The sequence below is a fragment of the Pseudovibrio sp. Ad26 genome (genome assembly GCF_001623285.1).
Lineage (GTDB): Bacteria > Pseudomonadota > Alphaproteobacteria > Rhizobiales > Stappiaceae > Pseudovibrio > Pseudovibrio ascidiaceicola.
This window is the reverse complement of the sequence record NZ_LMCE01000058.1, coordinates 234,652-258,152: the sequence shown is the minus strand read 5'-3', so window position 1 is coordinate 258,152 and position 23,501 is coordinate 234,652. Positions and strand designations below refer to the sequence as shown.

Genomic DNA, 23,501 nt, shown 5'->3' with positions numbered 1-23,501 from the left:
GCGGGCGTTGCCGTCGCGCTTGGCTCTCGTGATGCAGCTCGCGGTAAGGAAATTGCCGAGGAGTTGATGACCAAGCTCCCAGAAGGTTCTGCGCAGATCGACGGCATGGGCAATGAGGATGCAGTGGCAGCAGCTGGTGAGTGTGTGATGCTTGCTGTGCCTTATGCGGCGCACGATGCAACACTTAACGCCTTGAAGCCGCACCTTGCTGGTAAGACCCTGATCGACATTGTTGTTCCGCTGGCACCAGGTGACCCGAAGACCGTTGAAATGCCACCAGAAGGGTCAGCTACTGAGGCTGCACAAGCTTTGCTCGGGCCTGACATTCCTGTTGTGGGCGCGTTGCACAACGTTTCGGCCACAACGCTGAACAATCTGGATTGGCCGATCAACTGCGACATCCTCGTGTGCGGTGACAGCCTTGCCGCCCGCAAGGTGGTGATGGAGCTGGTGAACAAGCTGGATGTGAAAACCTACAATAGCGGCAATGCAAAAGCAGCACGTTGCATTGAGGCGATCACCCCAATCCTCATTCGTCAGAACATTTCAAAAGCTGTGCCGTTCACGCATGCGGGCATCCGCATCTGGGCACCAGATCACTAAGACTTTTTCGGACGTATCCTTCTTCGAAAGCCAACTGCCGTTTTTCGAGGATACGTTTTGAACAACACCTTACTATTGTGGAGGAGACACACATGGATTTTGGTATTTGCTTTAAAGGGTTTGTAGAACCAGAGCGCGCTAAGGCACTGGTTCGTCAGGCAGAAAATGCAGGTTTCAAATATTGCTGGTTCTACGACAGTCACATTTTGTGGCGTGAGAGCTTCGTGGCTATGGCAATGTGTATGGAACACACCAAAAACATGCGTTTTGGACCATGCGTGACCAACCCGAATACCCGTGACTGGTCTCATGCAGCCAGCTTGTTTGGTTCGCTTGCTAAACAGTCCGGTGGTCGTTTTGACATTGGCCTGGGGCGCGGCGACAGTGCTGTGCGCGTGATGGGCAAGAAGCCTGCTCCGCTGAAGCGCCTTGAAGAGTTCACTCACACTGTTAAGGCTCTGATCCGTGGTGAAGAAGCACAGTATGGCGAATGCCCTGAGCCAGTGAAGTTCCCATGGGCTGATGGTTATGAGCTCCCTGTCTGGGTTGCTGCATATGGGCCAAAAGCGTTGAGCTCTGCTGGTCGCGTAGGCGATGGCCTTATTCTTCAGATTGCAGAGCCTGGCATTTGTAAATGGCTTGGCGATCAGGCTGTTGCTGCTGGTGAGGAAGCTGGCCGTGACATGAGCAACTTCGGTATTATGGCAGCTGCGCCTGCGCACACTGGCACTCTGGAAGAAGGCATTGAAAAGACCAAGTGGTTCCCTGCTATGGTGGGTAACCACGTAGCGGATATCGTTGAGAAGTATGGTTCAAACACTGATCAGGTGCCTGCGTCCCTGACGTCTTACATTGAGAATCGTCGCGGCTATGACTACTCCAAGCACGGTCAGAGCGATAATCCGTTCCTCGACTTCATTACCGATGATATTGTTGAAAGCTTTGCGGTTCTCGGCCCACCTGAAAACCACATTGAAAAGCTGAACAAGCTAAAAGATGCAGGCATCACTCAGTTTAACATCTATCTGGACAGTGGTGATGAAGAGAAGATCATCGCAGATTACGGCGAAAAGATTATTCCGGCTTTTAATGCGGACAACGCAAAAACACCGGAAGCAGTCAGCTAAGCAAACACGGGCCGGGTTCTATATGAACCCGGCCTTTTCTCTATCTATTGCAGAAAAACAACAATACCTTGGGTGAGCTGCCTCATCACGACTTTTCTACCAGTGTTTAGCTTGATATGAGCACTTTGTTTTCGTAGGTGCTAACCTACTCATATACCGAACGAGTATTTCTAGGTTCGGTGCTTAAGCAATTTGGAAAAGAGTATGGCTAAGGCTTCTGAAGCAAAAGGCAAAACACGAATTCAGATCGAGAAGACTGAGAAGATCCTCGCAGCTGCGCTGGATGTGTTCTCAACTTATGGATTTCGTGGATCTACGATCGATCAGGTCGCTCAGCAAGCTGGTTTATCCAAGCCGAACCTTTTTTATTATTACGACAGCAAAGATGCCATTCATGCAGAGCTGATTGAACGGTTGCTGTACATTTGGCTTGATCCTCTGCATCAACTCAATCCTGAAGGTGAGCCCATTGAAGAAATTTGCGCGTATGTACGCCGCAAATTGGAGATGGCGCGGGATTACCCGCGGGAAAGCCGCCTGTTCGCCAACGAGATCTTGCAGGGTGCACCGCGCATCAAATCTCTGATTGCAGGGCCCCTGAAGTCACTGGTGGATGAGAAGACCGTCGTCATTCAAGGCTGGATGAATGAGGGCAAGGTAGCCGACACGGATCCTTACCATTTGCTGTTTTCAATCTGGTCCACCACCCAGCATTACGCTGACTTTGACAGCCAGGTACAAACGTTGCTTCCGGCAGATAAGTCTAAAGACCGCTTTAAAGAGGCGGCTGCGTACCTTGATCGCATGTTCCGTAAAAGCCTTGCTCCGGAATAATCGAAAAGCTTCTTACAGACGGGTTGTGGGCGTGATTACAGGCCCCTGCTCCGTTTGCAGAATATGGGCTTTGACGCGGTAGACATCCTGCACGCGCTCTTCGGTCAGCACCTCTTCCGGCGTACCATACGCAACCAGCTTGCCTTCTTTTAACATCGCGATCCGCGTGCACAGGCGGGCAGCGTATGTCCAGTCATGCAGGCTGACAAGCATTGATGTGCCTTGTTGTTGTAGCTTCTGAAAGATTTCCTGAAGCTCCAACTGATGTTCCGGATCAAGTCCTGCCGTTGGCTCATCCGCAATGATCAGTGGTGTTTTTTGCATCAAGGCCCTGCCAAGCAGAGCACGTGCTTTTTCGCCGCCAGACACCTGTAAGATTGAAGCTTTTCTGATTGCTTCCAGCCCCAAACTTGCAATCGTTTCTTCCAGTTCCGCCTTGTGTTTGAGCGTCCGCACGGAGCCACCAATAGCTTCACAACCCAAAGCCAGAATGCGTTCTACAGACAAATCCCACGCCACGTCACGCTCCTGCGCCATGTAAGCAACATGCTTGGATAGCTGCTTGGCCGAGATACTTTTGAGGAGCTGGTTGTCGTAACTGATCTCCCCATGAGACCGGATTAGCCCGACCATGGCTTTCATCAGTGTGGATTTGCCTGAGCCGTTGGGGCCGATCAAGCCAACGATCTCACCTTTACCAATCTCCAGATTGATTGAGGACAGGATGTTCTTGGGACCGTAGTTGACGGAAAGGTCTTTGAGTTGAAGCAACATCAGATCAAAGCCCTGCGTTGTTTGATGATCAGCCAAAGAAAGAACGGCGCGCCGACAATTGCCGTCAGCACTCCGAGCTTGAGGTTTGATTGTGGGCCAAATAACTTCACAGTGATATCAGCAAGCGTGAGCAAGCAAGCCCCGGCAATGGCACTTGGTAGCAGAAGACGCTGTGGCTCTCCGCCTACCATTTTGCGCAGCAGATGAGGCACGATGAGGCCGATGAACCCGATTGTGCCCGTCACGGCTGTCACTGCACCGACACTGGCCGCAGTTCCCGCAATGGCGCAAAACCGCAGACGTGGCAATGATACGCCCATGGTATGAGCGGTTTCCTCACCCAAAGACAATGCATTGAGGCCTTTGCCCGTGATGAGCAGAAGGCTCCAGCCGATGAGAATGAACGGTGCAATGATGTACAAATGTTGCATGGATCTGTCGTTCAGCGAGCCGAGCATCCAAAAGACGATTTCCATGGCAGCGAACGGATTTGGCGACAGATTGAGCGCCAATGAGGTGAGTGCGGTCGCGATGCTTGAGATCGCTACGCCTGCAAGGATCAGTGTCAATGTCTGACCTCTGCCACCCGCCAGCATGGGCAACAAAACTGCTGCAATCGCTGCGCCAAGCAATGCAAACGCTGGCAGCGCGAAAGGCATGGTGATTGTCAGCCCGGTGTAAATTGCGATGACTGCACCCAGACTTGCGGAGGAGCTGACGCCGATCAGGCCGGGCTCTGCCAAGGGATTGCGCAGGAGGCCCTGCAATACCGCACCGGATAGGCCAAGCGTTGCACCCGTGATTAAGCCCAGCAGGGCGCGTGGGACGCGGATTTCCCAGAAGACGATGGAAACTGGCGTTTTTTCTGCAGCAAATGCTGCTTTAATCAACTGCATGAATGTCAAATCAGCAGCGCCGATCATAAGCGAGATTACAAACAAGGCAGCGGCGATCAGGCATAGTGCCATAATCAACGGAGCATCCGGATGCTTTGTCATTCGGCTTGCGCTCCTAATTTGGTGGCTTGTTTGGCCAGTTTACCAATAGCTTGCGTCACAAACGGCAGACCACAAATGGTGTATTTGTCTTCAACCATGACGCGGCCACTGTTGCCGAGTGTTCGCTTCAATGCCGGGTGAGCGAGGAGTTCAAAAGCCAGTGCTGGCTTGTCTGAGAACTGCGTGCCCTCAACAAGCAACTGTGGGTCTTCGAGGATCAGCAGCTCCAAAGGCAGCTTGCTCGTGCCCTTCAAGCCCAGATTATTGGCAATATTCTGCAGGCCAGCAGTGGTGATCAACTCATTGACAAGGCTACCGTCTCCCGCCGTGTACCCATTGGCGTAGTAGACCCCTGCCCGTGCTTGTTCATCTGGCTGGGCGTCGATTAACTGTTGGATTTCAGAGGTGAACTGTTGTGCAAGCGCTTCAGCTTGTTGTTCACGTCCCAATACCTTACCGAGACGTCGCAGCTCTTTGGCGATGTCGGAGATAGTCCGAACGGGTGGTACCTGGACCACCGTTATCCCAAGACCACGCAGCATCTGGACTGTGGTTTGATTTGTGTACGTCCCTGCGATCACCAGATCCGGGTTCATCAGATAGATTTCTTCTGCGCCACCAAAGTTGACTGGGTAAGCCTTTGCCTCTTCGCTCATTACGGAGAGCGTTGGGTCAGACGCTAATCTGGAGACTGATACCAGTTGCTCTTTGTCTGCGAGCAGCATGGAGAACTGGTCGGTGCACAGGTTCATGGAGACAACTCGCCCAGGTGCCTCAGCCTCATTCTGGTCAGCGCGTGCAACAGCAGGACTGATCACCAGACCCACCAGAAACGCCATTTGCATGATCTTTTTGATCTTATTTCGCATTTCGACCTTTTGAGAGGCGTACATAAATTGGAAGGCAACCCAAGCAGAGCTTTCCCTGCAAGATGCCGCTCAGCATTCACCGAGCGGCATACTTAATCAGAAACTGGCAGTAAGACCAGCGTAAACGGAAAGACCTGGTGTCTGATAGTCTCTGATCCGCTCATAATCCTGATCCAACAGGTTTTCACCGCGGACGTGGAACGTTAAATTCTCGGTGTACTGGTAAGCGGCTTTGGCATTGACCAGAACGAAGTCGTCGAGCTCACCGTTATCTTCAATGCCAGAGACATAACTGGTGTTGAGGTTGAGAGATAGTACATCCACCGGCTTATAAGTTGCCCCTACATTCACGTCATGCAGCGGTACACGGCGCAGACGTTTTTTGTCTGGTCCAACAGCCCATGTGTAAGTGTAGGCAGCATTGACGCTCAGATTGTCGAGAACATCCCAGTTAGCAGAAAGCTCCGCACCTTGGCTACGAGACAAGCCGTCAATCTGCTCGTACTTACTGGTATAGTCGATAAGGTCTTCAGTCATAATATGGAAGTAAGTTGCGCCAAACCGTAGTTTACCGTCGAAAAACTCCTGATCGACGCCAACATCAAAGCTCACGCTCGTCTCTGGCTTCAAATCAGGATTTGCTCCCCATTTGCCAAAAAGCTCATTCAGCGATGGCGCACGGAAGCCATTGCCAAAGCTTGAGCGAAAACGTGTTCCCTCAATAATTCGGTAGGACGTTGTAGCGCGACCAGACCAGTATGTACCAAAACGAGAATGATGATCCAGACGTGATGAAAGAGAGAGGCTTAGCTCATCAGATGGCTCAACCATAATCTCAGCAAAGCCACCAAAGATCCTACTGCTTCCGTATTCTGCGTAGTCCTCATGCATCCAATCACCACCAAAGTTCAGCGTGATTTCGTCTGTTGCTTCAAAAGTGTTGAGGACATCAAACTTGTAGCGATCGCCTTTGTAAGTTCCTGGATTGTCACCGTAATACTTGCGTGTTGTATCGACTATCTGGAATGAGGCGTCAGTTGACATCCTATCATCCAACCACGCAAAATTTGCACCCAACTTGCCTATATACTGACGGTAGTCCTGCTCATTACGTGCATCAGGGTTATTAAATCCATCAAACTCGCTGTGACCATCCGTGCCTCGAGCAACAAAATATAGGTTCAGAGCCTCTGTGACATCGACTGAACCTTTTGCAGAAAAGGTCAGGTTCTCATAACCATCTTCATCTGCTGTGTCACTTTTTGGGGTTTGCGCACTAAATCCATCGGTATGGTAGCGCTGCACGTTCACTGCGATATCTGCTGTTTCAGTCGCCGCTTGAAATCCATAGGACGCGTTGACAGTTCCATAGCTGCCACCCTCAATGGCGACATTATGCTTCACGGTGCCCGGCGCAGCGCGTTTGGTGATGATATTGATAACACCTCCAACCGCTTGGCCGCCATATAATGCACTATGCGAGCCTTTTAGGATCTCGATACGTTCAACATCATTAAGTAAGACATGCTCAAGGCGAGCTTCAACTTGCGTACCAGACGGGTCAGCAATATCGACACCATCCAACAAAATCTTTGTGTAATAACCACTCATACCTCGAATGCGTAGAGAGCTTGTTTTTCCCGCGCCACCATTTTGCGAAAATGAAATTCCCGGGAGTTTTGTCAGGTATTCGGAGACAAACGTAGCGCCGTCGTTCTTTAGGTCTTCTTCGGTCACGACATGTGTTGTGGAGCCGACTTTACCGGCTTCGGTTTCCGTTCTGTTGGCGATGACGATGATGTCATCGAGCTCTGTCTCGTTTGCGGATGAGATAAGAGTTGAACTGAAGAGTGCTGAGAGGGCTACGCTGGACTTTAGAGTAGCTGCGATCCAAGATGTGTTACGCACGAGTTTGGTCCATCATTCACAGCATCCATGTTGGAGGCCATGCTGTTGATTGCATTGTGCGTCTTTGAAGAAACTTGGTTCTAACCCGTTGAAACAAAGTCAGATTCATCACCACTCAGACGCACTGTGAATGTCACCTGAACGGAATACCGCCCCTTAGCACGCCCCGTACCGTGGGTGAGTGACTGCATCTGGCAGGTCTCCTGGCTTGCGCGTCCTTATTGTTGCTCCGCCTTCCCAACACCGCTTTAAACAGCTGCATCAGTGGCATGTGTGAGCAACAACTCTACGCTTACAGTTGCGGGGGCAGCCACGGCTTTTCCAAATGGACCGTGTTCCCTTTTCATTTTCATCTGATCGACAAAAATACCAAATGCCCGGCTATTGATCAGATTTCAGGGGCTTCCGTCAACTGGCTGAGCGAGGAACTTGATAAAATTCGACCAATTGCCAGCTAAACTCACAGAATTTGCTGGAGAGAGCACATCACCATATCTTGCGGTGCGACCACTTAAGGCCGCACCTGCTAGGGATGCTTAGGCTCAGGACCCATTGATTTTTGGTGTTTTGTCTGATTCACTTCAGCCAAACCGGAGCTTTGATGTGAGTGATTTATTCTGGCTAACTGAACCTCAGATGGAGCGCCTGTGCCCCTTCTTTCCTAAATCACATGGCCGGCCACGGGTTGATGATCGACGTGTGTTAAGTGGTATTATCTTTATTATTCGCAATGGATTACGCTGGCGGGATGCACCCCAGGAATATGGCCCGCACAAGACCTTATATAACCGGTTTGTGCGTTGGTCGCACAAAGGTCTTTTTGAAAAGATCTTTGAGGAACTGGCCAGACCTACAGGCCCTGAGGCTGATGTCTTGATGATCGATGCAACACACCTTAAAGCTCACCGCACTGCTTCAAGTCTCAAAAAGGGGGCTGTGGCCCGCGCCTGATCGGGCGTACAAAAGGGGGAATGAACACAAAGCTGCACGCTGTTGGTGATGGCGCAGGCCGTCCGATCCGGCTTCATCTGACAGCTGGGCAAACCAGTGATTATAAGGGAGCTGAGGTGCTATTGCCGGATCTGCCTGCTGCCAGGGTCGTGATTGCAGATCGGGGCTATGACAGCAACAAGGTCAGAAAAACCGTGACAGATCAGAATATTGAAGCCTGCATTCCGTCACGCAAAACCCGCAAAAAGAAAGTCCCGTATTCCACCAGAACTTACAGAAAACGGCATAAGGTCGAAAACCTGTTCGCCAAGCTTAAGGACTGGCGACGTATTGCAATGCGATATGATCGCTGTGCCAGTATATTCAAATCCGCAATCTACATCGCTGCAACCGTCATATTCTGGCTATGAGTCCTGAGCCTAGGCCGCATCGCTGCCTTCTCGTTTGTTTAGCTCATGAAAATCAAAGCACAGCCGAGAATGACAAGGAGTGCGCCGATCCATGCTCCAATGGCAGGGAACTCTTTGGTTTGCCACCATAAAACAGGTAGCATCATGGCTGGTGTGGTTGCTGACAAGGTAGAAACAATGCCAACTTCGCCACCGCTGAGTGCATAGAGGATCAACGTCATGCCGATACCCATGCCGAGCATACCGGACAAAGAGGCCAGCGCTACAATCTCTTTGTTGATTGGGTTCGCTAGCCTAAACGGACGGCCTGGTAGGTAAAACAACACCAGCAACCCAAATGCCGCAATGGTGCAGCGCATAAGTGAAATCGCAACTGGATCTGCTCCACTTTCCATAACAGGGCGAATGATGATCGAGCCGACCGACTGGGAAAGCGCTGCCAAGGTGCCGAAGAGGACACCGATGGCGACAGGCCCTCTAATCGCCTCCCATTTATGAAGCTGGTCTTTGCGCTTCCCAAACGCAATGGCGAGAATAACGCCGACCAGAACGAACGAGATACCGACAAGTGCCTGAAATGAAAGTTCTTCCGACAGAAACAGCCAACCTAGAAGCGCTGACATAGGCGCATTCATGGAAAAAAGGATAGCTGTGCGACGTGGACCCATACGGTTGAGCGTAAGGAACAGCAGTGTATCCCCCATGAATATGCCGACAAAGCCAGAGAGAAAGATGAGAGAGGCGTGGCTTGTGTCAACCGTACTCCAAGTACCTGTCGCAAAGACATAGATACCCAAAAACACCACAACAAACCACATGCGCACGCAGTTGAAGCCAATGGCTCCAAGATGCGCAGCAGGTTTTGCAGAAATGAGACCACCGATAGCCCAGGTGGCAGCGGCACCGAGCGCGGCAACTTCAAATAAAAACATGGGGTGACCTAACCGACGAATCTACGGCATTGGCGTAGATTGTGTACAAAACCCAACCAGCTCTAATGCTCTTGGATTTGCCGCGCAAGCTCAGTCTGGTGATATTTAGAACAGACCAACAGCTATTCAGGCAATAATATCTCTCATCTCAGCAAAAACACACATGAGCGCCGTTAACTAAGTTAGTTGCAAGTCCCCCTACTCAATCTTGAAGTTTACAGGTGCATTCGCTAGAGATTCTACGTAGAGACTATATTGCTGTTCCTGCCTGATTTGCGTTTCTTACGCTCTCTCCGGCTCATTTGATTACCCGTTCTAATCTGGAGATTTTCCATGAAAGATATTGAAATTGCCCGCGCAGCAGACATGAAACCCATTGCGCGCATCGCTCAACATCTGAAGATCCCGGAGGACGCCCTTGAACCTTATGGCCGATTTAAAGCCAAGGTTAATCTGGATGAGATGCCTGAACTGAGCAGTAATACATATGGAAAACTTATACTTGTTACAGCTGTCTCCCCAACACCGGCGGGAGAAGGCAAAACGACGACAACCGTAGGACTTGGTGATGCTCTCAACCGCATTGGGCTAAAAACAACCATCTGTCTGCGCGAACCTTCTCTTGGCCCGTGCTTTGGCATGAAGGGTGGCGCTGCAGGCGGCGGATACGCGCAAGTGGTGCCCATGGAGGACATCAACCTCCATTTCACAGGCGACCTGCATGCAATCACTGCCGCGCATAACCTGCTTTCTGCAATGATTGATAACCACATTTATTGGGGCAATGCGGAGAGTATTGATCAACGCCGTATTGTCTGGCGCCGGGTTGTTGACATCAATGACCGTTCATTGCGCTCCGTTACCACTGGTCTTGGCGGTGTAAGCAATGGGTTCCCAAGTGAATCTGGCTTTGACATTACCGTGGCTTCTGAAGTGATGGCGGTGCTTTGCCTTGCTGAAAATCTACAGGACCTTCAGAACCGCTTGGGTCGCCTGTTGATTGGGTATCGTAAAGACAAGACACCCGTTTACTGCCGGGATATCAAAGCCGATGGTGCGATGACCGCGCTGCTTAAAGATGCCTTCCGCCCCAATCTGGTTCAAACGCTTGAGAACAATCCTGCCTTTATTCATGGTGGCCCGTTTGCCAACATTGCGCATGGTTGTAACTCGGTGATTGCGACGAAAACAGCACTGCGTCTTTCTGATTATGTGGTGACAGAAGCAGGCTTTGGTGCCGATCTTGGAGCAGAAAAATTCTTCAACATCAAATGCCGTCAAGCTGGTTTGACTCCGAATGCCGTTGTTGTTGTGGCCACTGTTCGTGCACTCAAGATGCATGGCGGTGTTGCCAAGAACGATCTGACAGTGGAGAACATCCCCGCTCTTGAAAAAGGCATGAGCAATCTGGAACGGCACGTGAAAAACTGTCAGCGCTATGGTGTTCCTGTCATTGTGGCCATCAACCGGTACGGTCCTGATACAGATCAGGAAATTGACGTGATCATGTCTCGGATGGAGAAGCTTGGCGTTAAAGCCGTGCCCTGCACGCATTGGGCTAATGGCTCAGCAGGCACTGAGGATCTGGCGACATCCGTCTCTGAAATTCTTCAGACAACCCAGTCGGACTTCAAACACCTTTATGAGGATGATCTAGCCCTTTGGAAGAAAATTCGCCGGATTTGCAAAAAGATTTACGGTGCCTCCAAAGTCACCTGCGAACCGGCTGTCAAAGATCAACTCAAATCCTATGAGGAACAGGGATACGGTCATCTCTCAGTTTGCATGGCAAAGACGCCTTATTCCTTCTCAACTGATCCGGCTTTGCTTGGGGCTCCATCTGACTACAGCATCCATGTACGTGCGGTTCGTCTGTCCGCGGGGGCTGGATTTATCGTGGCGCTGACTGGCGATATCATGGTGATGCCGGGCTTACCACGCCATCCAGCAGCAGAAACCATTGGGCTTGATGAAAACAGTCAGATTGAAGGCTTGTTCTAATCTACATCAGAACGGCGCGGGCCGCGGCGAAAGCGGTCCAGATACACTGTCGACTGTAAGTCGTCACGATCGTAATCCCGGTAATGCCCGAACTTGAAATATTGGGTGTTACCGGCAAACTCGTCATTGCCGATATATCCTGTAACGCGTGCAATAAATCTGTTATTGGCCCAGATCTCGATAATCCCCTGCCCGACACGACTTCCTTTGACGCGGTAGCGCATATCCACCCATCCGGTTGTTGGGTCAGGCAACACAGGGTCATCGGACAACTCAATCTGAATACCGGGATAGTCTGAATAGGTTTGCGGGTCTGCCAGAAACGGGAATTTGGACGTGTCCTGTGTTTCAATCGCTTTTCTGAGCTCTGGTAGTGAAAGGCCGCTACCAAGGAACTCATCTGAGGTGCGGCTGGCATCATTTCTATTGCGGAAGCCCTGCCGGTCCAAACTCAGCATTTGCTGAAACTCGCGCGAAAAGCCCTTGAAATCCTGCTGATAGCTGCCTTCTGCCTGGGCAACCAGTTTGCGGATGTCATTGTGTTGAACGGTGATGTGAAAGACACCGTTGTCAAACCGTTGCGCCAGAAACGGACTTCCGCCAGAATCTTCTTTCCATTGACCAATAACCCAGCGCGTGGAGCCGGCAGGCCAGACAGTGCCATCTATTTTGAAGCTGAAGGAGTACCAGACTTCATCCCCAAAATCGCAACGCTTTTGACGCGCCTCCCAAAGTTCATTTTTCAGATTGCCCTCTGAATCCAGTTCATCATCACCAAATACAGTGATTGCAAGCGCGTGCCCACCATCGCGTACCACATCACTTTCAATCTGGAAGTTTTCCGGCTTGCTCATGCGGTGAACATCCCAATTGCTTGCACTGGGATATTCGTCGAAGTCATCAATGATGATGGCACATTTTGTTTGCCGCATTTCATCAATGTGAACACCTCCATCTTGCTGAGGTGTCACGATGACATCCGTTCTATCTGCGGCTTTTTCCTTCGGGGCAAGATCATCGGCAAACGAGGGTTGAGGGTTCACCAACAGACATAGGCCCGCAAGCACAGGGATGATAAAACCGTATTTTCTGAAAGTGTCGTGTAGATCTGAACCCGGCATCTTTTCTCCCAAAGGCACGGTGCTGGATTGACTGCAGATCAGACCAATCTAGAGAAGAATTATTGCTGCGCTCCCAAGAGGCTTTCGGGATTTTTCAGAGGATTTGACGAAAAGCGTCAGGAAACAGGTCCATAGATGATGTCTTCAGCCTCTTCCAAAGTCATATCGATGATCTTTTGAGCGAGCGAATATGGGAATCCTGAACGGATCAAACTGCCGAGCTCTTTGTCTCGTCGCTCTTCCTTGGGCTTTGTCCGCCAAGGGCCAAGCCGTCTGCGTTTGGCATAGGCGATTGCAGCGCGCTGGTCGTCATGGTTTTCATCCTCAAAAGCTGTCTGAATATCTTCTCCAGACACACCTTTGGAGTTCAGCTCCAACTTAATGCGGGATTTGGATTTGCCTTTGACTGTCGCAGATCTGATCTTGCTTTGTGCAAACTGAAGATCATCGACAAACTTGTGATCACGACAGAACGTGACCACTGGTTCAATCAGCTCGTAGAACTCATGGGGATCTTCATCTGCTTCTCTGGCCCGTTTGTCTATTTTGCGCTTTAAAACACGTCGCAAACTGTCTTCCGAAGCACTGTACCTGTTTAGATAATGTAGCGCTGCCCGGCGCAGATATTCAGATGAAACTTTCTTGCCCACGTAACCTCATCTCCAAAACAATAGAGATGAGCTATCACATATTGCGTTTCGGGTTAGCCCACGAATGCACGTTCAACAACAAAATCACCTGGATGGTTGTTGGCACCCTCACTGAACCCGCGCTGTTCCAGCAGTGTTTTGGTATCGGCAATCATATGCATGGAACCGCAGATCATGGCGCGATCTTCTGCAACGTTAAGGGCTGGAACTGACAGATCGTCAAAGAGTTTGCCACTTTCAATAAGGTGCGTGATGCGCCCTTCCCGCTTGAAACGTTCGCGGGTGACGGAGTTGTAAAGGTGCAATTTTCCAGCTGCAACTTCCCCAATCAGCGGATCATTGCTGATGTCTGCCACAAGCTCTTCTCCGTAGCGAAGCTCAGAGATTTCGCGCGTGGTGTGGGTTAGGATCACTTCATCGAATTTTTCATAGGTCTCAGGATCACGGATCAGGCTGGCAAATGGAGCGATGCCGGTTCCAGATGAGAACATATAAAGACGTTTTGCCGGAGACAGAGCATCAAGTACCAGCGTCCCGGTGGACTTTTTCTTCAGAAGGATATGGTCACCTTCCTTGATCTTCTGTAGGTGCTGGGTCAATGGGCCGTCTGGAACCTTGATAGAGAAGAACTCCAGTTCCTCATCCCAAGACGGGCTGGCAATGGAGTACGCCCGGAACAGCGGCTTTCCGTCAATCATCAAACCGATCATGACAAACTCGCCGGAGCGGAATCGGAAGCTTGCAGGACGCGTGATTTTGAACCGGAAAAGACGGTCCGTGAAATGGGTCACTTCCGTTACTGTTTCTACAAAGACATTTGCAGGAACTGCGCTCTCCAATTCCGCACCCTTTATGATCTGGTTCATCGTTCGCCTTGCTCCGATTAATGAGGTTGGCAAAGGCTAACCCAAGCTGACGGCTGTGCTGAGGCACATGCAGCTAATAAACCGCGTGCGAGTGAATATTTCTTTTCCAGTTGCTTCTTTCCGTAGAATACTGTCTTTCGCCCCCCCCTTCCTGAGCTTTTGGGAGATAGTTAAGGCTGTTAGAAAGTGCGGTGAAGCTGGTTATCAAACACACGTCTTATATAATTATGGAATATATTTATATTATTCAATGTAGTGCAGCAAGTTATGCGCATGGCGGCATGATTTATGCCCGCCAGAGGCCATTGTTCTGAGCCGTATCGAAATGAAGGTAAGTTGGGTTAGTCGACGTCGTTTTGAGAAACGATCTGATCCAGTGCTTCATCAGAAGCTTGCTTCTTCTCTTCAAGCACCTTCACCGGATTACGTCTATCGGTGAAGATATCCTCTGCGAACTCAAGGTATTTGCGGGCTGGCAATGGTTTGGAGAAGATGTAACCCTGCGCAGAAGACACTCCGAGTTCGCGTAGAAGTACGATTTGCTCATACTTCTCAACGCCCTCTGCAATAATACCCATGTTCATTGTGTCTGCGAGTTCGGCTATGGCATCGACAAGACGGAAGGCATTCTCTTCGCTGCCTAATGGGTCGATAAACATCTTATCGATCTTGACGATGTCCATACCCAGCTTTTGCAAGTAAGCCAGACCGCCATGACCTGTTCCCACATCATCAAGCGCGACACGAATGCCATGGGCCTGCAGCTCTGCGATGATCTTTCTCGCCAGTTCAATGTCTTCGAGAGGCTGACGCTCTGTCACCTCCATGACCACCTGGTTGAGCGCAATTGGAGAGTCTTCGTAGATATCCAACAGATCATCTACAATGGATCGATCATTAAAATGGCCTGCGAAGAGGTTGACCGAGAGCTTTAGTTCCTGATGCTGAGAATAGAGTTCTCCCAGATCATCAATGGACTGGCGCATGATGCTGCGGGTCATCTCAAAAATATGGCCCGATGTTTCAGCGTAGGTCATGAACTGGCCCGGAGAGACCATTTTTCCGTTGGGGAGTTGCCATCTCATCAACATCTCACAGCCTTGTAGCTCACCAGTTACGATGTCCACGACAGGCTGATAATACGGTATGAACTCGTTGTTACGGATGGAGGCGACGAAGTCGTCTTCTGCATCTTTTTCTGGCTTCCAGGAAAGCCAGACGCCCAAGGCAATCAGGAAAATAGCAATACCTGAACAGGCGATCACAGCCACGATCTTAAGTTCGCCCACCAGACTCATGATCGCATTGCGATCGCTTCGGATCCGCACATTAATCGGGTAGATCGTTGATGCTGCAAACTCTTCAATGAAGTTGCTGCCCATAATGACAGGAACATTACTGTTGTTTGTTGGGTTTACCCAGACATGATCCCGCCCTAACCGAACTTCGATTTCAGAGGCATGACGCAGATAGTCTGGCCCCGGTTCAATCGCGAGTACGGTTGGGGAAATATTGGCAACCAGACGCCAGCCATTTCTGAGCTTCCAGGAGACCAGCGCCGTGCGAATGCCCTGATACTCCATCCAGGACATACCAATTCCAACGCGCGGAGCATCTGGCTTGAGTGCCGGGAGAATGCTGTTGCCACGGCGAACCTGAGCCGGCACGTAACACATAGGGACGCCGCGGTGATCCACGATACCTATTGCATTGATAATGACGTTTTCTGAGAGGGTCTTTTCAAACTCACCCTGATTTTGACGTGTACAGGATGTCAGGCCCTTCACCTGCATCTGGCGCAGTATTTCCACAGCACCGGAAATGGCGGCCTCGCTCCTTGAGATATAACGATCTGCGATCGCGTTCATTTCATTTCGCGCCTGGTGCATCGCGAAGTTCTCAAGGATCATATTGCCAATAAGCAATGGCAAGAGCGCCAATCCCAAAGCAACCAAAATTGCGCGGACAAATACGAAATAATGGCGAGACACAACCACGACCTTAAAAATGCAAAATACGGCTCCCTATTTCTATGATTAAGGCTTACTTAAAACTGTAAAAATCATCCAAACACCCTAAACGATCCCCAGATGCTTTCCAAAATTGCTGTGAAATGCAGGGTTCCACCATGTTTTCTCTCAGAGTGGTTTGACTTTTTGCAGTGATATACACGCACCCCTAACTCTCAATATGCAAGTTTAGAACCCAAATGCCTCTTAGCGGTCAATCTGGAGCCGAGCTATGCGCAGTTCTGAGTTACGTCGCCACCGTACCTTCCTGATGTTCTTCTTTGCCCTCTTCTTCAGCAGCTGTATCGCCCTGACGGCATCAGCGCAGATTGATACTGACAATGCTGTCGCGAAAGCCTTTCTTCAAAACCTTCAGGACCGTGGCTTGACCCTGACACATGTGGGACCGGTTACAGTCGACAATGATGTACTTTCGATTGGCGGTATTGAAGGTTATCCGAATGTAGATCAGACAAAGCGTTTCAAGATTGGCGATCTGGCGCTGGCTCAGGCATCCGTGGAAAGTGACGGGCGGATCTTTGTCGGGGCATTCGCAGCTTCGAAGTTCGAGGTTGACGAACCAGACTTCAACTTCACGGCTGATAAGATCGCGATTACGGATCTCTATCTTCCCAATGCCAATGATCTAAATAATCCAGCATCAAACCTCCCCATGTCACTCTATTCCACCGCAGAGATTATGGGACTGTTGTTTCAGGATCGTTCAACTGGCCAATCTATGCCTATTGAGCGGGTCAGTATCGACTTTGATGTCAACAATGGCGGCTTCCCTATCATTGCCAGTGTTCAGGTTGCTCATATCGTTTTGAGCCGATCTATGTTTGCACCACCACAACAGCAAATGCTTGATGAGTTGGGCCTGACTCAAGTGGATGCAGATATCGACTTTGAAGGTGAGTGGAATGGCGACACGGGCGAAGTCAATATTCCGAGTGCAGCTGTTGTGCTGAAAGATCTATTCTCCGTGCAGGTCTCCCTGAAACTGGAAGGTCTCACAGATACAGTTGTTGAGCAGATCACCGAGCTTGCGACCAAAGATAACGTCATTGCGCTGGATTTATTGCAGAGCGCAGCGGTTTCCAGTTTCAATCTTTCGCTTGTCAATGAGGGCAGTCTGGATGACATACTTGAACGACAAGCTCACCGACATGGTCAATCACGTTCCGCCTACGTCAAGCAATTGACAGAAAAAGTAGAAAAGCAATTTGCGATAATTCCTGACCGCGCGAAGCAGCTGGAGTTCACGGAAGCGATTTATAGTTTTCTGCAAAATCCGCAGAGTATCACGCTGAGTGCTAACCCTAAGGCACCAATAAGCGTAACACAAATTCTTGGGGTATCTGCGATTTCCCCCACTTCCATCATTTCTTTGCTTGGCATCGCCCTTCAAGCAAATGTAAACTAGCGGGGAACCCTCCTACTAGCCATAAAAGGTTTATTTAATGCCTTTCCAAAATTTTAAACAGCAGGGATTTTTTGCTGTTTCAATCACTGTATTAGGTTTATCCGCCCAGCCTGCTCTTTCCAGTCCTGCATCAGACCTCATTGATAAGTACAATGATTGGTTCCTTGCAAATGGCGCAGAAACTGCAACATATGCGAAGGCGGTAGAAGACGGATCAAAGACCGAAATTCTGGATCATAAGATCGAAGGAATGTTCTCTCTATCCCTCGATGAAGACAAGCCTAATCTTGGTGTCTACTATATCATAAAGACGCCAAAAGCCGTTTATGACGGTTCTTCTCGTGATGGTGATACGTTCAGCTTTGATAACGTAACAACCGACAAGATGCAGCTTGAGATCGGCTTCTTTGAGAAAGCCGAGAACTTCAAGAGTGTCGCAGAGGCTCAAGCCTCCAAGGATGCCGTTAAAGTCGTTGCTGACGCCAAAGACTATGTCATTTCTGGTTATTCAGTGAACTGGGCGGATCTTCCGGTCCTTTCCGATGGCGTGACTGGCGAAGAGTTTCAGCAGTTGCTCGCCGCTGCAACCAGTGTTTCTTATGACCGCAGTAGCTTTGCTGAAGTTGTAGCTGACATGGCAATGGCTGATGCACTTACAGGCACATACAGCATTAAGAACGGCGTTTATTCAGGCGCAAAAAATGGCATCGTGGCTTTGGCCACAATTGAAGAAATTGAATATAAAACAACAACTTCATTGGCGACAGATGGCCGTGAGGTCTCCACAGTTTCTGAAACGGTATACAACGATTTTTCAGTAAAAGATCAAGACGTACGCCCGCTTCTGGCGCTTCTTGGTGCAGGCAAGGCTCCTTCTGATAAGCTGTTGAGCGAATATCGCGTGGGTAGTTTCTCAACCACTATGAAAAGCGAGGGAGGTAATGCCTCTGAGCCATTCGGTTTCCTTGAAGTGAGTGGAGGTGAATCTACCACAAAAGATGTGCGCATGTCTGGCGGTGATGCTGGTAAACTTTGGGCGGCATTTGAGAGCCTTCAAAGTAAGCCGGAGGAAGAAGAGGCCGTTGAAAAAATGTTCGGTCTGTTCGACGCGCTCGGCTCATTCTCCGTCGCATATTCAGACATAAACGACATGGTCATCAAAGCGTGGGACCCAATCCGCGCTCGTATGAAAGATACTACAGCACCAAGCTTTGAAGCATCACTGAAACACGCCTCAACGACAGACCTGACAACAAACAGCCTTGGTCAGATGAAATTTGAAGGTCTGCATGGTGCGGTCGAAGGCGACGATGCAGTGTTCGATCTGGAAACGTTTGAGCTAGCGAACCTTGCATGGCCTAGCCTGCGTACCATGGTCGAGAGCACTCTTGCGGCAGAAGCTGACCCTGCTGCAGCGATGAAGGCTATTCCAACGATTGGCCGCGTTTCTCTTGCTGGTCTGAAAATGCAGGCAAAAGATCTACCGACACCAGTTTCCCTCAATGAGCTCACCATTGAGATGGGCAATCACATTGGGCCGATCCCAACAAGCCTGTCTGAAGTCATTGGCGGTCTGAGCTTTGATGCTGCACTCCTGCAAGAGCCAATGGTTCTGGGCGTGCTTGATCGTCTTGGCATTGAACGTGTTAACCTCACACAGGACTTCAAGATTGCGTGGGATGAGAACACTCAGGATCTGACGCTGGAGAAGTTCGAGTTTGAACTTGAAAACGGCATTAAACTACGTGCTGATATTCAGCTTGGTGGAATTCCACGTTCTCTCTTTGAGAACCCACATGAGGCGGAAGCTGTTGTTGCTCTGGCGACCTTCAAAGGTGCACAGATTGAAGTGATGGATTCTCCACTTATCAGTGAACTCCTCGCAACTCAGGCTGAACAAGCAGGTCTGCCTGCTGAATTGCTGGCATCCATGATGATTGACGGCACGCTCCAACAAGCTGGTCCATTAGCTGAAACTGAGTTTGCTCTGGAACTGGCAAAAGCAGCTAAGAGCTTTGCTGCCAAGCCAACCAACATCCGCGTGACACTTGCTCCGCAGACAGCAGTTCCAATCATGCAGCTTGGTGGGATTGCAGCTCTTGCACCTCAACAGCTCCCTGAAATGCTGGGCGCAACTGTGAGCTACACCGAGTAAGCTTCGACAGGAAAGAACTAAAAAGGCCGCCGTGATATCACATATCACAGCGGCCTTTTTTTACAGTCTGGAAGTGTCTTACTAAAGCGCTTCGGCGCTTCTAGTCGGCCTTATCAAGCCTCCGGAGAGGTTACTTGATTGCTATTGGTGAACTGGAGTTCACACAGGTGCCTGTAATAACCATCCATCTCATACAACTGATCATGTGTGCCGCTCTCTAAGAGTTTGCCATGCGACAACACATGGATGGTATCTGCGTCACGAACGGTTGAAAGACGGTGCGCAATCACGAGTGTCGTACGCCCCTTCATCAGGCGTGCAAGCGCGGTTTGTACTTTATTTTCTGACTCAGCATCCAAAGCAGATGTTGCTTCATCCAGCAATAGAATGGGTGCATCAGAAAGCATTGCCCGTGCAATCGCCAAGCGCTGTCGCTGACCACCGGAAAGGCGTGTGCCGCCCTCGCCTGCATTGCTGTCGTAGCCCTTTTCCATCTTCTCGATGAATTCGTGGGCATTCGCATTCTTTGCAGCCTCAATCACTTCCTCATCCGTGGCGCCAGGCCGGCCGATAAGGATATTCTCCCTGATCGTACGGTCAAACAGGAACGTATCCTGTGTCACGATTGCGATATTGCCGCGCAGACTTTCCATGTTGAAGTCACGAATGTCCTGATCATCGATCAGAATTCCACCCTTATCGATTTCATAGAAACGTTCAATCAACGAGAAGACTGTTGATTTACCCGCTCCAGATGCACCAACAAGGGCAGTCACTTCACCTGAGTTTGCGACTATACTCAGGCCATTCAGAGCTTTCGTCTCACCATAATCGAACTCGACTTGTTTGAACTCGATCCGTCCTTTGGTGACCTTCATGTCAGGCTTGTCTAAGGTTCTCTGACTTTCTTCTGGCATATCCAGAAGCTCGTACATCAGACGCACACCAACAAGCTTTGTATTCAGATTGACCTGAAAGCGAGCGAGGCGTTTGATTGGCTCATATGCAAGCAAAAGTGCTGTGATGAAGGCAAAGAATGCTCCCGGATCCTGATCCAAGGCGATCACACTATAACCGCCATAGAGGATAATAATCCCAATCGCGATACCGCCCAGAGTTTCCATCAATGGCGATGTCCTGGCAGTCAACTTCGCAATCTTGTTGGACTGTTGCTCGACACTGGAGACTGCACTGTCCATCGCCGCATGCATGTTTGCTTCGTAGTTGAAGGACTTCACGACGCGAATGCCCAGAGCCATTTCCTTTACCAAGGAAAGAATGATTGTCTGAGAAACAAACTGGCTCTTTGCAATCTTCTTCACACGGCGAACAAGCTTGGAAACAGCATAGACAGCTGGAGGCATGATGCCCAGTGAGATGAGTGAGAGCAACGGATTCTGCCAAATCATGACAGTGACCAGACCGATCACAGACATTACATCCCGTCCAGCGGACAGGATAATTAGGTCCATAACGCCTCTGGCAGCGCTTGTGTTGTGGCCAAATCGTGTGGCCAGATCACCAAATGTCGTGTGGTCGAAATATCTGACGCCCAATCGGGTCACTTTTTCAAACATGTTACGCTGGAGCTTGGCGACAATCGAGTTACCGATCCTGCTCAGCACAACAGTCTGACCATAGGTCGCTATGCCTTTGGTCAGGAAGATGGTCATCACCGCGCCGGAGATGATGTAGACCATTGTGATATCACGGTCGATAAAGACCTGATTGATCACGTTTTTCATGATGGCTGCACTGCCAGCACCTGCTGCGGCAGCTACAATCATGAAGCCAAACGCAATCATGTATTGGAACTTGTATTGCCCGAAATTTTCTCGGAGAAGGCGGCGAATAAGGCTGGGAGCGCCCTCTTCATCCGTAAACAGCTTTTTGCTTATGGCGTCGAACACCTAAAACCCTCAGCTTTTCCAGCGAAATTAAGTATGACGGCTTAATTTGCTACCGGTAGAAGATGAAAAGGCGACCGTAGATCTACGACCGCCCTTACATGAGATTTATAACATTATGACGTGAACCGCCATACCTGCTTTTCTGCCAGCGGCTCTTATGCTTCTGGCAAATTCAGGCGGATATGAAGATCGCGCAACTGTGCCGGGAACACATCGCCCGGAGCACCCATCATGAGATCCTGTGCCTGCTGGTTCATTGGGAACAAGGTGACCTCACGCAGGTTCTTTGCACCAACGAGCAGCATAACAATGCGATCAACACCAGCAGCCATACCACCATGCGGAGGTGCGCCGTACTGGAATGCGCGGAACATGCCACCGAACTTTTCTTCGAGCAGGCTTTCATCGTAACCGGCGATTTCGAAGGCTTTCTTCATGACTTCGACCTGGTGGTTACGGATCGCGCCTGAGCCGATTTCATAACCGTTACAGACAACGTCGTACTGATAAGCGTTCAGTTCGAGAGGCTCAACGTTGTTGAGGCCGTCCATTCCACCTTCCGGCATGGAGAATGGGTTGTGACAGAAGTCAACTTTCTTGTTTTCTTCGTCCCATTCATACATTGGGAAGTCAACGATCCAACACAGTGCGAACTGGTCTTCGTCAATCAGGTTCAGTTCTTCTGCTGCACGGGTACGTGCTTTACCAGCGAAGTCTGCGAACTTTTTAGGATCACCAGCTGCAAAGAACACTGCATCGCCTTCATCCAGACCAAGCTGGTTGCGGACTGCTTCGGTGCGTTCTGCGCCGATGTTTTTCGCAATTGGGCCAGCACCAGCGATTGCGTCTTCTTCTTTACGGAAGAAGATATAACCAAGACCTGGCTGACCTTCGCTCTGCGCCCATGAGTTCATGCGGTCACAGAATGCACGGGAACCGCCTTTAGGTGCTGGGATTGCCCAGACCTGAACCTTTGGATCGCTCTCGATCATGCGTGCGAACACTTTGAAGCCGGAGCCCGCGAAATGTTCGGTCACGTCCTGCATTTCAATCGGGTTACGCAGATCTGGCTTATCAGAGCCGTATTTGCGGATCGCTTCTGCGTAAGGAATGCGAGGGAATTCTTTGGTAACTGGCTTACCTTCAGCGAACTCATCAAACACACCACGGATAACTGGTTCCATAGTGGTCAGCACGTCTTCCTGTGTCACGAAGCTCATTTCCACGTCGAGCTGGTAGAACTCGCCTGGCAGACGGTCAGCGCGAGGATCTTCATCGCGGAAGCAAGGTGCAATCTGGAAGTATTTGTCGAAGCCAGACATCATAAGCAGCTGTTTGAACTGCTGAGGAGCCTGTGGCAGCGCGTAAAACTTACCAGGGTGAATACGAGAAGGCACCAAGAAGTCGCGCGCACCTTCAGGAGAAGACGCCGTCAGAATTGGTGTCTGGAATTCGTTGAACTCAGCCTCATTCATGCGGCGACGCATGGAGTTGATGATCTTGGTCCGTGTCATCAGGTTTGCGTGCAGAGTATCGCGACGCAGATCGAGGAAACGGTATTTCAGACGAATATCTTCTGGGTATTCCAACTCACCGAATACTGGCAGTGGCAGCTCTTGAGAGTCACCCAAAACTTCCATATCACGGATGAAAATTTCGATTTCGCCGGTGCCAAGGCCCTTGTTGACGGTATCGTCAGAGCGCTTCTTAATGTCACCATCGATGCGGATGCACCATTCGGAACGTACGGTTTCAGCCAGTTTAAATGCTGGGGAGTCCGGATCAACAACACACTGCGTAAGGCCGTAGTGGTCACGCAAGTCGATGAACAGCAGGCCGCCGTGATCGCGTACACGGTGCACCCAGCCAGAAAGGCGAGTGGTTTCACCTACATTATTCGCCCGCAGCTCTCCGCAGGTATGGCTTCGATAACGATGCATAGCGTCCTCAGTGGTAA

General features: G+C 50.2%; 18 protein-coding genes and 1 riboswitch. Of the genes, 7 read left to right on the top strand and 11 right to left on the bottom strand.

Features of this window, described 5'->3' with window-relative positions; all coding sequences use genetic code 11:
- The 3 genes from PsAD26_RS13905 to PsAD26_RS13895 all read left to right on the top strand — a co-directional run.
- On the top strand, positions 1-603 hold a 603-nt coding region (locus tag PsAD26_RS13905; RefSeq protein WP_063310899.1), incomplete at its 5' end, for an NAD(P)-binding domain-containing protein.
- A gap of 92 nt (positions 604-695) precedes the next feature.
- On the top strand, positions 696-1,730 hold the full coding sequence (locus tag PsAD26_RS13900) for a TIGR03842 family LLM class F420-dependent oxidoreductase (RefSeq protein ID WP_063296576.1): 1,035 nt from the start codon (positions 696-698) through the stop codon (positions 1,728-1,730).
- A 204-nt stretch (positions 1,731-1,934) separates the two neighbouring features.
- Complete coding sequence (locus PsAD26_RS13895) at positions 1,935-2,564, top strand: TetR family transcriptional regulator C-terminal domain-containing protein (protein ID WP_063310898.1); 630 nt, start codon at positions 1,935-1,937, stop codon at positions 2,562-2,564.
- A gap of 12 nt (positions 2,565-2,576) precedes the next feature.
- Here PsAD26_RS13895 and PsAD26_RS13890 read toward each other — a convergent pair whose 3' ends face one another.
- From PsAD26_RS13890 to PsAD26_RS13875, 4 genes are all read right to left on the bottom strand, one after another.
- Complete coding sequence (locus PsAD26_RS13890) at positions 2,577-3,338, bottom strand: ABC transporter ATP-binding protein (RefSeq protein ID WP_063310897.1); 762 nt, start codon at positions 3,336-3,338, stop codon at positions 2,577-2,579.
- Positions 3,338-4,336: an iron ABC transporter permease gene (locus tag PsAD26_RS13885; protein WP_063310896.1), complete on the bottom strand. Its 999-nt coding sequence runs from the start codon at positions 4,334-4,336 to the stop codon at positions 3,338-3,340. Before PsAD26_RS13885 ends, PsAD26_RS13890 begins: the two co-directional genes overlap by 1 nt.
- Positions 4,333-5,205 (bottom strand): ABC transporter substrate-binding protein, encoded by an 873-nt coding sequence (locus tag PsAD26_RS13880; RefSeq protein ID WP_063310919.1) that lies wholly within the window; start codon positions 5,203-5,205, stop codon positions 4,333-4,335. Before PsAD26_RS13880 ends, PsAD26_RS13885 begins: the two co-directional genes overlap by 4 nt.
- Before the next feature lie 96 nt (positions 5,206-5,301).
- Positions 5,302-7,113, bottom strand: a complete 1,812-nt coding sequence (locus PsAD26_RS13875) for a TonB-dependent receptor (RefSeq protein ID WP_063310895.1) — start codon at positions 7,111-7,113, stop codon at positions 5,302-5,304.
- A gap of 175 nt (positions 7,114-7,288) precedes the next feature.
- Positions 7,289-7,502, bottom strand: a riboswitch (cobalamin riboswitch).
- Between the two features lie 214 nt (positions 7,503-7,716).
- Between PsAD26_RS13875 and PsAD26_RS28850 the strand changes: the two genes are divergently transcribed.
- A protein-coding gene (locus PsAD26_RS28850) for an IS5 family transposase (protein WP_244278219.1) occupies positions 7,717-8,474 on the top strand; the annotation gives its coding sequence in 2 pieces (ribosomal slippage) (positions 7,717-8,044 and positions 8,044-8,474; 759 coding nt in all).
- A 38-nt stretch (positions 8,475-8,512) separates the two neighbouring features.
- Here the strand turns inward: PsAD26_RS28850 and PsAD26_RS13860 are convergent.
- Positions 8,513-9,406 carry a DMT family transporter gene (locus PsAD26_RS13860; protein WP_063310893.1) on the bottom strand — a complete coding sequence of 298 codons (894 nt, stop codon included), beginning with the start codon at positions 9,404-9,406 and terminating at the stop codon, positions 8,513-8,515.
- A gap of 333 nt (positions 9,407-9,739) precedes the next feature.
- On the opposite strand from PsAD26_RS13860, the gene PsAD26_RS13855 reads away from it, so the two are divergent.
- Complete coding sequence (locus PsAD26_RS13855) at positions 9,740-11,407, top strand: formate--tetrahydrofolate ligase (RefSeq protein WP_063310892.1); 1,668 nt, start codon at positions 9,740-9,742, stop codon at positions 11,405-11,407.
- On the opposite strand, the gene PsAD26_RS13850 is transcribed toward PsAD26_RS13855, so the two are convergent.
- The 4 genes from PsAD26_RS13850 to PsAD26_RS13835 form a co-directional block, all read right to left on the bottom strand.
- A complete protein-coding gene (locus PsAD26_RS13850) occupies positions 11,404-12,528 on the bottom strand; it encodes a heparin lyase I family protein (RefSeq protein WP_063310891.1) in 1,125 nt (374 codons plus the stop codon). The two genes, PsAD26_RS13855 and PsAD26_RS13850, sit on opposite strands and share 4 nt — an antisense overlap.
- Positions 12,529-12,644: 116 nt before the next feature.
- On the bottom strand, positions 12,645-13,097 hold the full coding sequence (locus PsAD26_RS13845) for a regulatory protein RecX (protein ID WP_208985681.1): 453 nt from the start codon (positions 13,095-13,097) through the stop codon (positions 12,645-12,647).
- A 134-nt stretch (positions 13,098-13,231) separates the two neighbouring features.
- A complete protein-coding gene (locus PsAD26_RS13840; protein WP_063310889.1) occupies positions 13,232-14,044 on the bottom strand; it encodes a ferredoxin--NADP reductase in 813 nt (270 codons plus the stop codon).
- A 341-nt stretch (positions 14,045-14,385) separates the two neighbouring features.
- Complete coding sequence (locus tag PsAD26_RS13835; protein WP_063310888.1) at positions 14,386-16,035, bottom strand: EAL domain-containing protein; 1,650 nt, start codon at positions 16,033-16,035, stop codon at positions 14,386-14,388.
- A 250-nt stretch (positions 16,036-16,285) separates the two neighbouring features.
- On the opposite strand from PsAD26_RS13835, the gene PsAD26_RS13830 reads away from it, so the two are divergent.
- Complete coding sequence (locus tag PsAD26_RS13830; RefSeq protein WP_063310887.1) at positions 16,286-17,479, top strand: hypothetical protein; 1,194 nt, start codon at positions 16,286-16,288, stop codon at positions 17,477-17,479.
- A gap of 37 nt (positions 17,480-17,516) precedes the next feature.
- Complete coding sequence (locus PsAD26_RS13825; RefSeq protein ID WP_063310886.1) at positions 17,517-19,634, top strand: hypothetical protein; 2,118 nt, start codon at positions 17,517-17,519, stop codon at positions 19,632-19,634.
- 113 nt (positions 19,635-19,747) lie between these two features.
- Here PsAD26_RS13825 and PsAD26_RS13820 read toward each other — a convergent pair whose 3' ends face one another.
- Positions 19,748-21,544, bottom strand: a complete 1,797-nt coding sequence (locus PsAD26_RS13820; RefSeq protein ID WP_063310885.1) for an ABC transporter ATP-binding protein — start codon at positions 21,542-21,544, stop codon at positions 19,748-19,750.
- 155 nt (positions 21,545-21,699) lie between these two features.
- A complete protein-coding gene (gene aspS / locus PsAD26_RS13815; RefSeq protein ID WP_063310884.1) occupies positions 21,700-23,484 on the bottom strand; it encodes an aspartate--tRNA ligase in 1,785 nt (594 codons plus the stop codon).
- Between the last annotated feature and the right edge of the window lie 17 nt (positions 23,485-23,501).

What these genes read in the sequence shown, in the direction of transcription:
- PsAD26_RS13840 (WP_063310889.1), bottom strand. Translation starts at nt 14,044, where the DNA reads ATGAACCAGATCATAAAGGGTGCGGAATTGGAGAGCGCAGTTCCTGCA.
- PsAD26_RS13895 (WP_063310898.1), top strand. Translation starts at nt 1,935, where the DNA reads ATGGCTAAGGCTTCTGAAGCAAAAGGCAAAACACGAATTCAGATCGAG.
- PsAD26_RS13825 (WP_063310886.1), top strand. Translation starts at nt 17,517, where the DNA reads ATGCCTTTCCAAAATTTTAAACAGCAGGGATTTTTTGCTGTTTCAATC.
- PsAD26_RS13860 (WP_063310893.1), bottom strand. Translation starts at nt 9,406, where the DNA reads ATGTTTTTATTTGAAGTTGCCGCGCTCGGTGCCGCTGCCACCTGGGCT.
- PsAD26_RS13850 (WP_063310891.1), bottom strand. Translation starts at nt 12,528, where the DNA reads ATGCCGGGTTCAGATCTACACGACACTTTCAGAAAATACGGTTTTATC.
- PsAD26_RS13885 (WP_063310896.1), bottom strand. Translation starts at nt 4,336, where the DNA reads ATGACAAAGCATCCGGATGCTCCGTTGATTATGGCACTATGCCTGATC.
- PsAD26_RS13830 (WP_063310887.1), top strand. Translation starts at nt 16,286, where the DNA reads ATGCGCAGTTCTGAGTTACGTCGCCACCGTACCTTCCTGATGTTCTTC.
- aspS (WP_063310884.1), bottom strand. Translation starts at nt 23,484, where the DNA reads ATGCATCGTTATCGAAGCCATACCTGCGGAGAGCTGCGGGCGAATAAT.
- PsAD26_RS13900 (WP_063296576.1), top strand. Translation starts at nt 696, where the DNA reads ATGGATTTTGGTATTTGCTTTAAAGGGTTTGTAGAACCAGAGCGCGCT.
- PsAD26_RS13890 (WP_063310897.1), bottom strand. Translation starts at nt 3,338, where the DNA reads ATGTTGCTTCAACTCAAAGACCTTTCCGTCAACTACGGTCCCAAGAAC.
- PsAD26_RS13855 (WP_063310892.1), top strand. Translation starts at nt 9,740, where the DNA reads ATGAAAGATATTGAAATTGCCCGCGCAGCAGACATGAAACCCATTGCG.
- PsAD26_RS13880 (WP_063310919.1), bottom strand. Translation starts at nt 5,205, where the DNA reads ATGCGAAATAAGATCAAAAAGATCATGCAAATGGCGTTTCTGGTGGGT.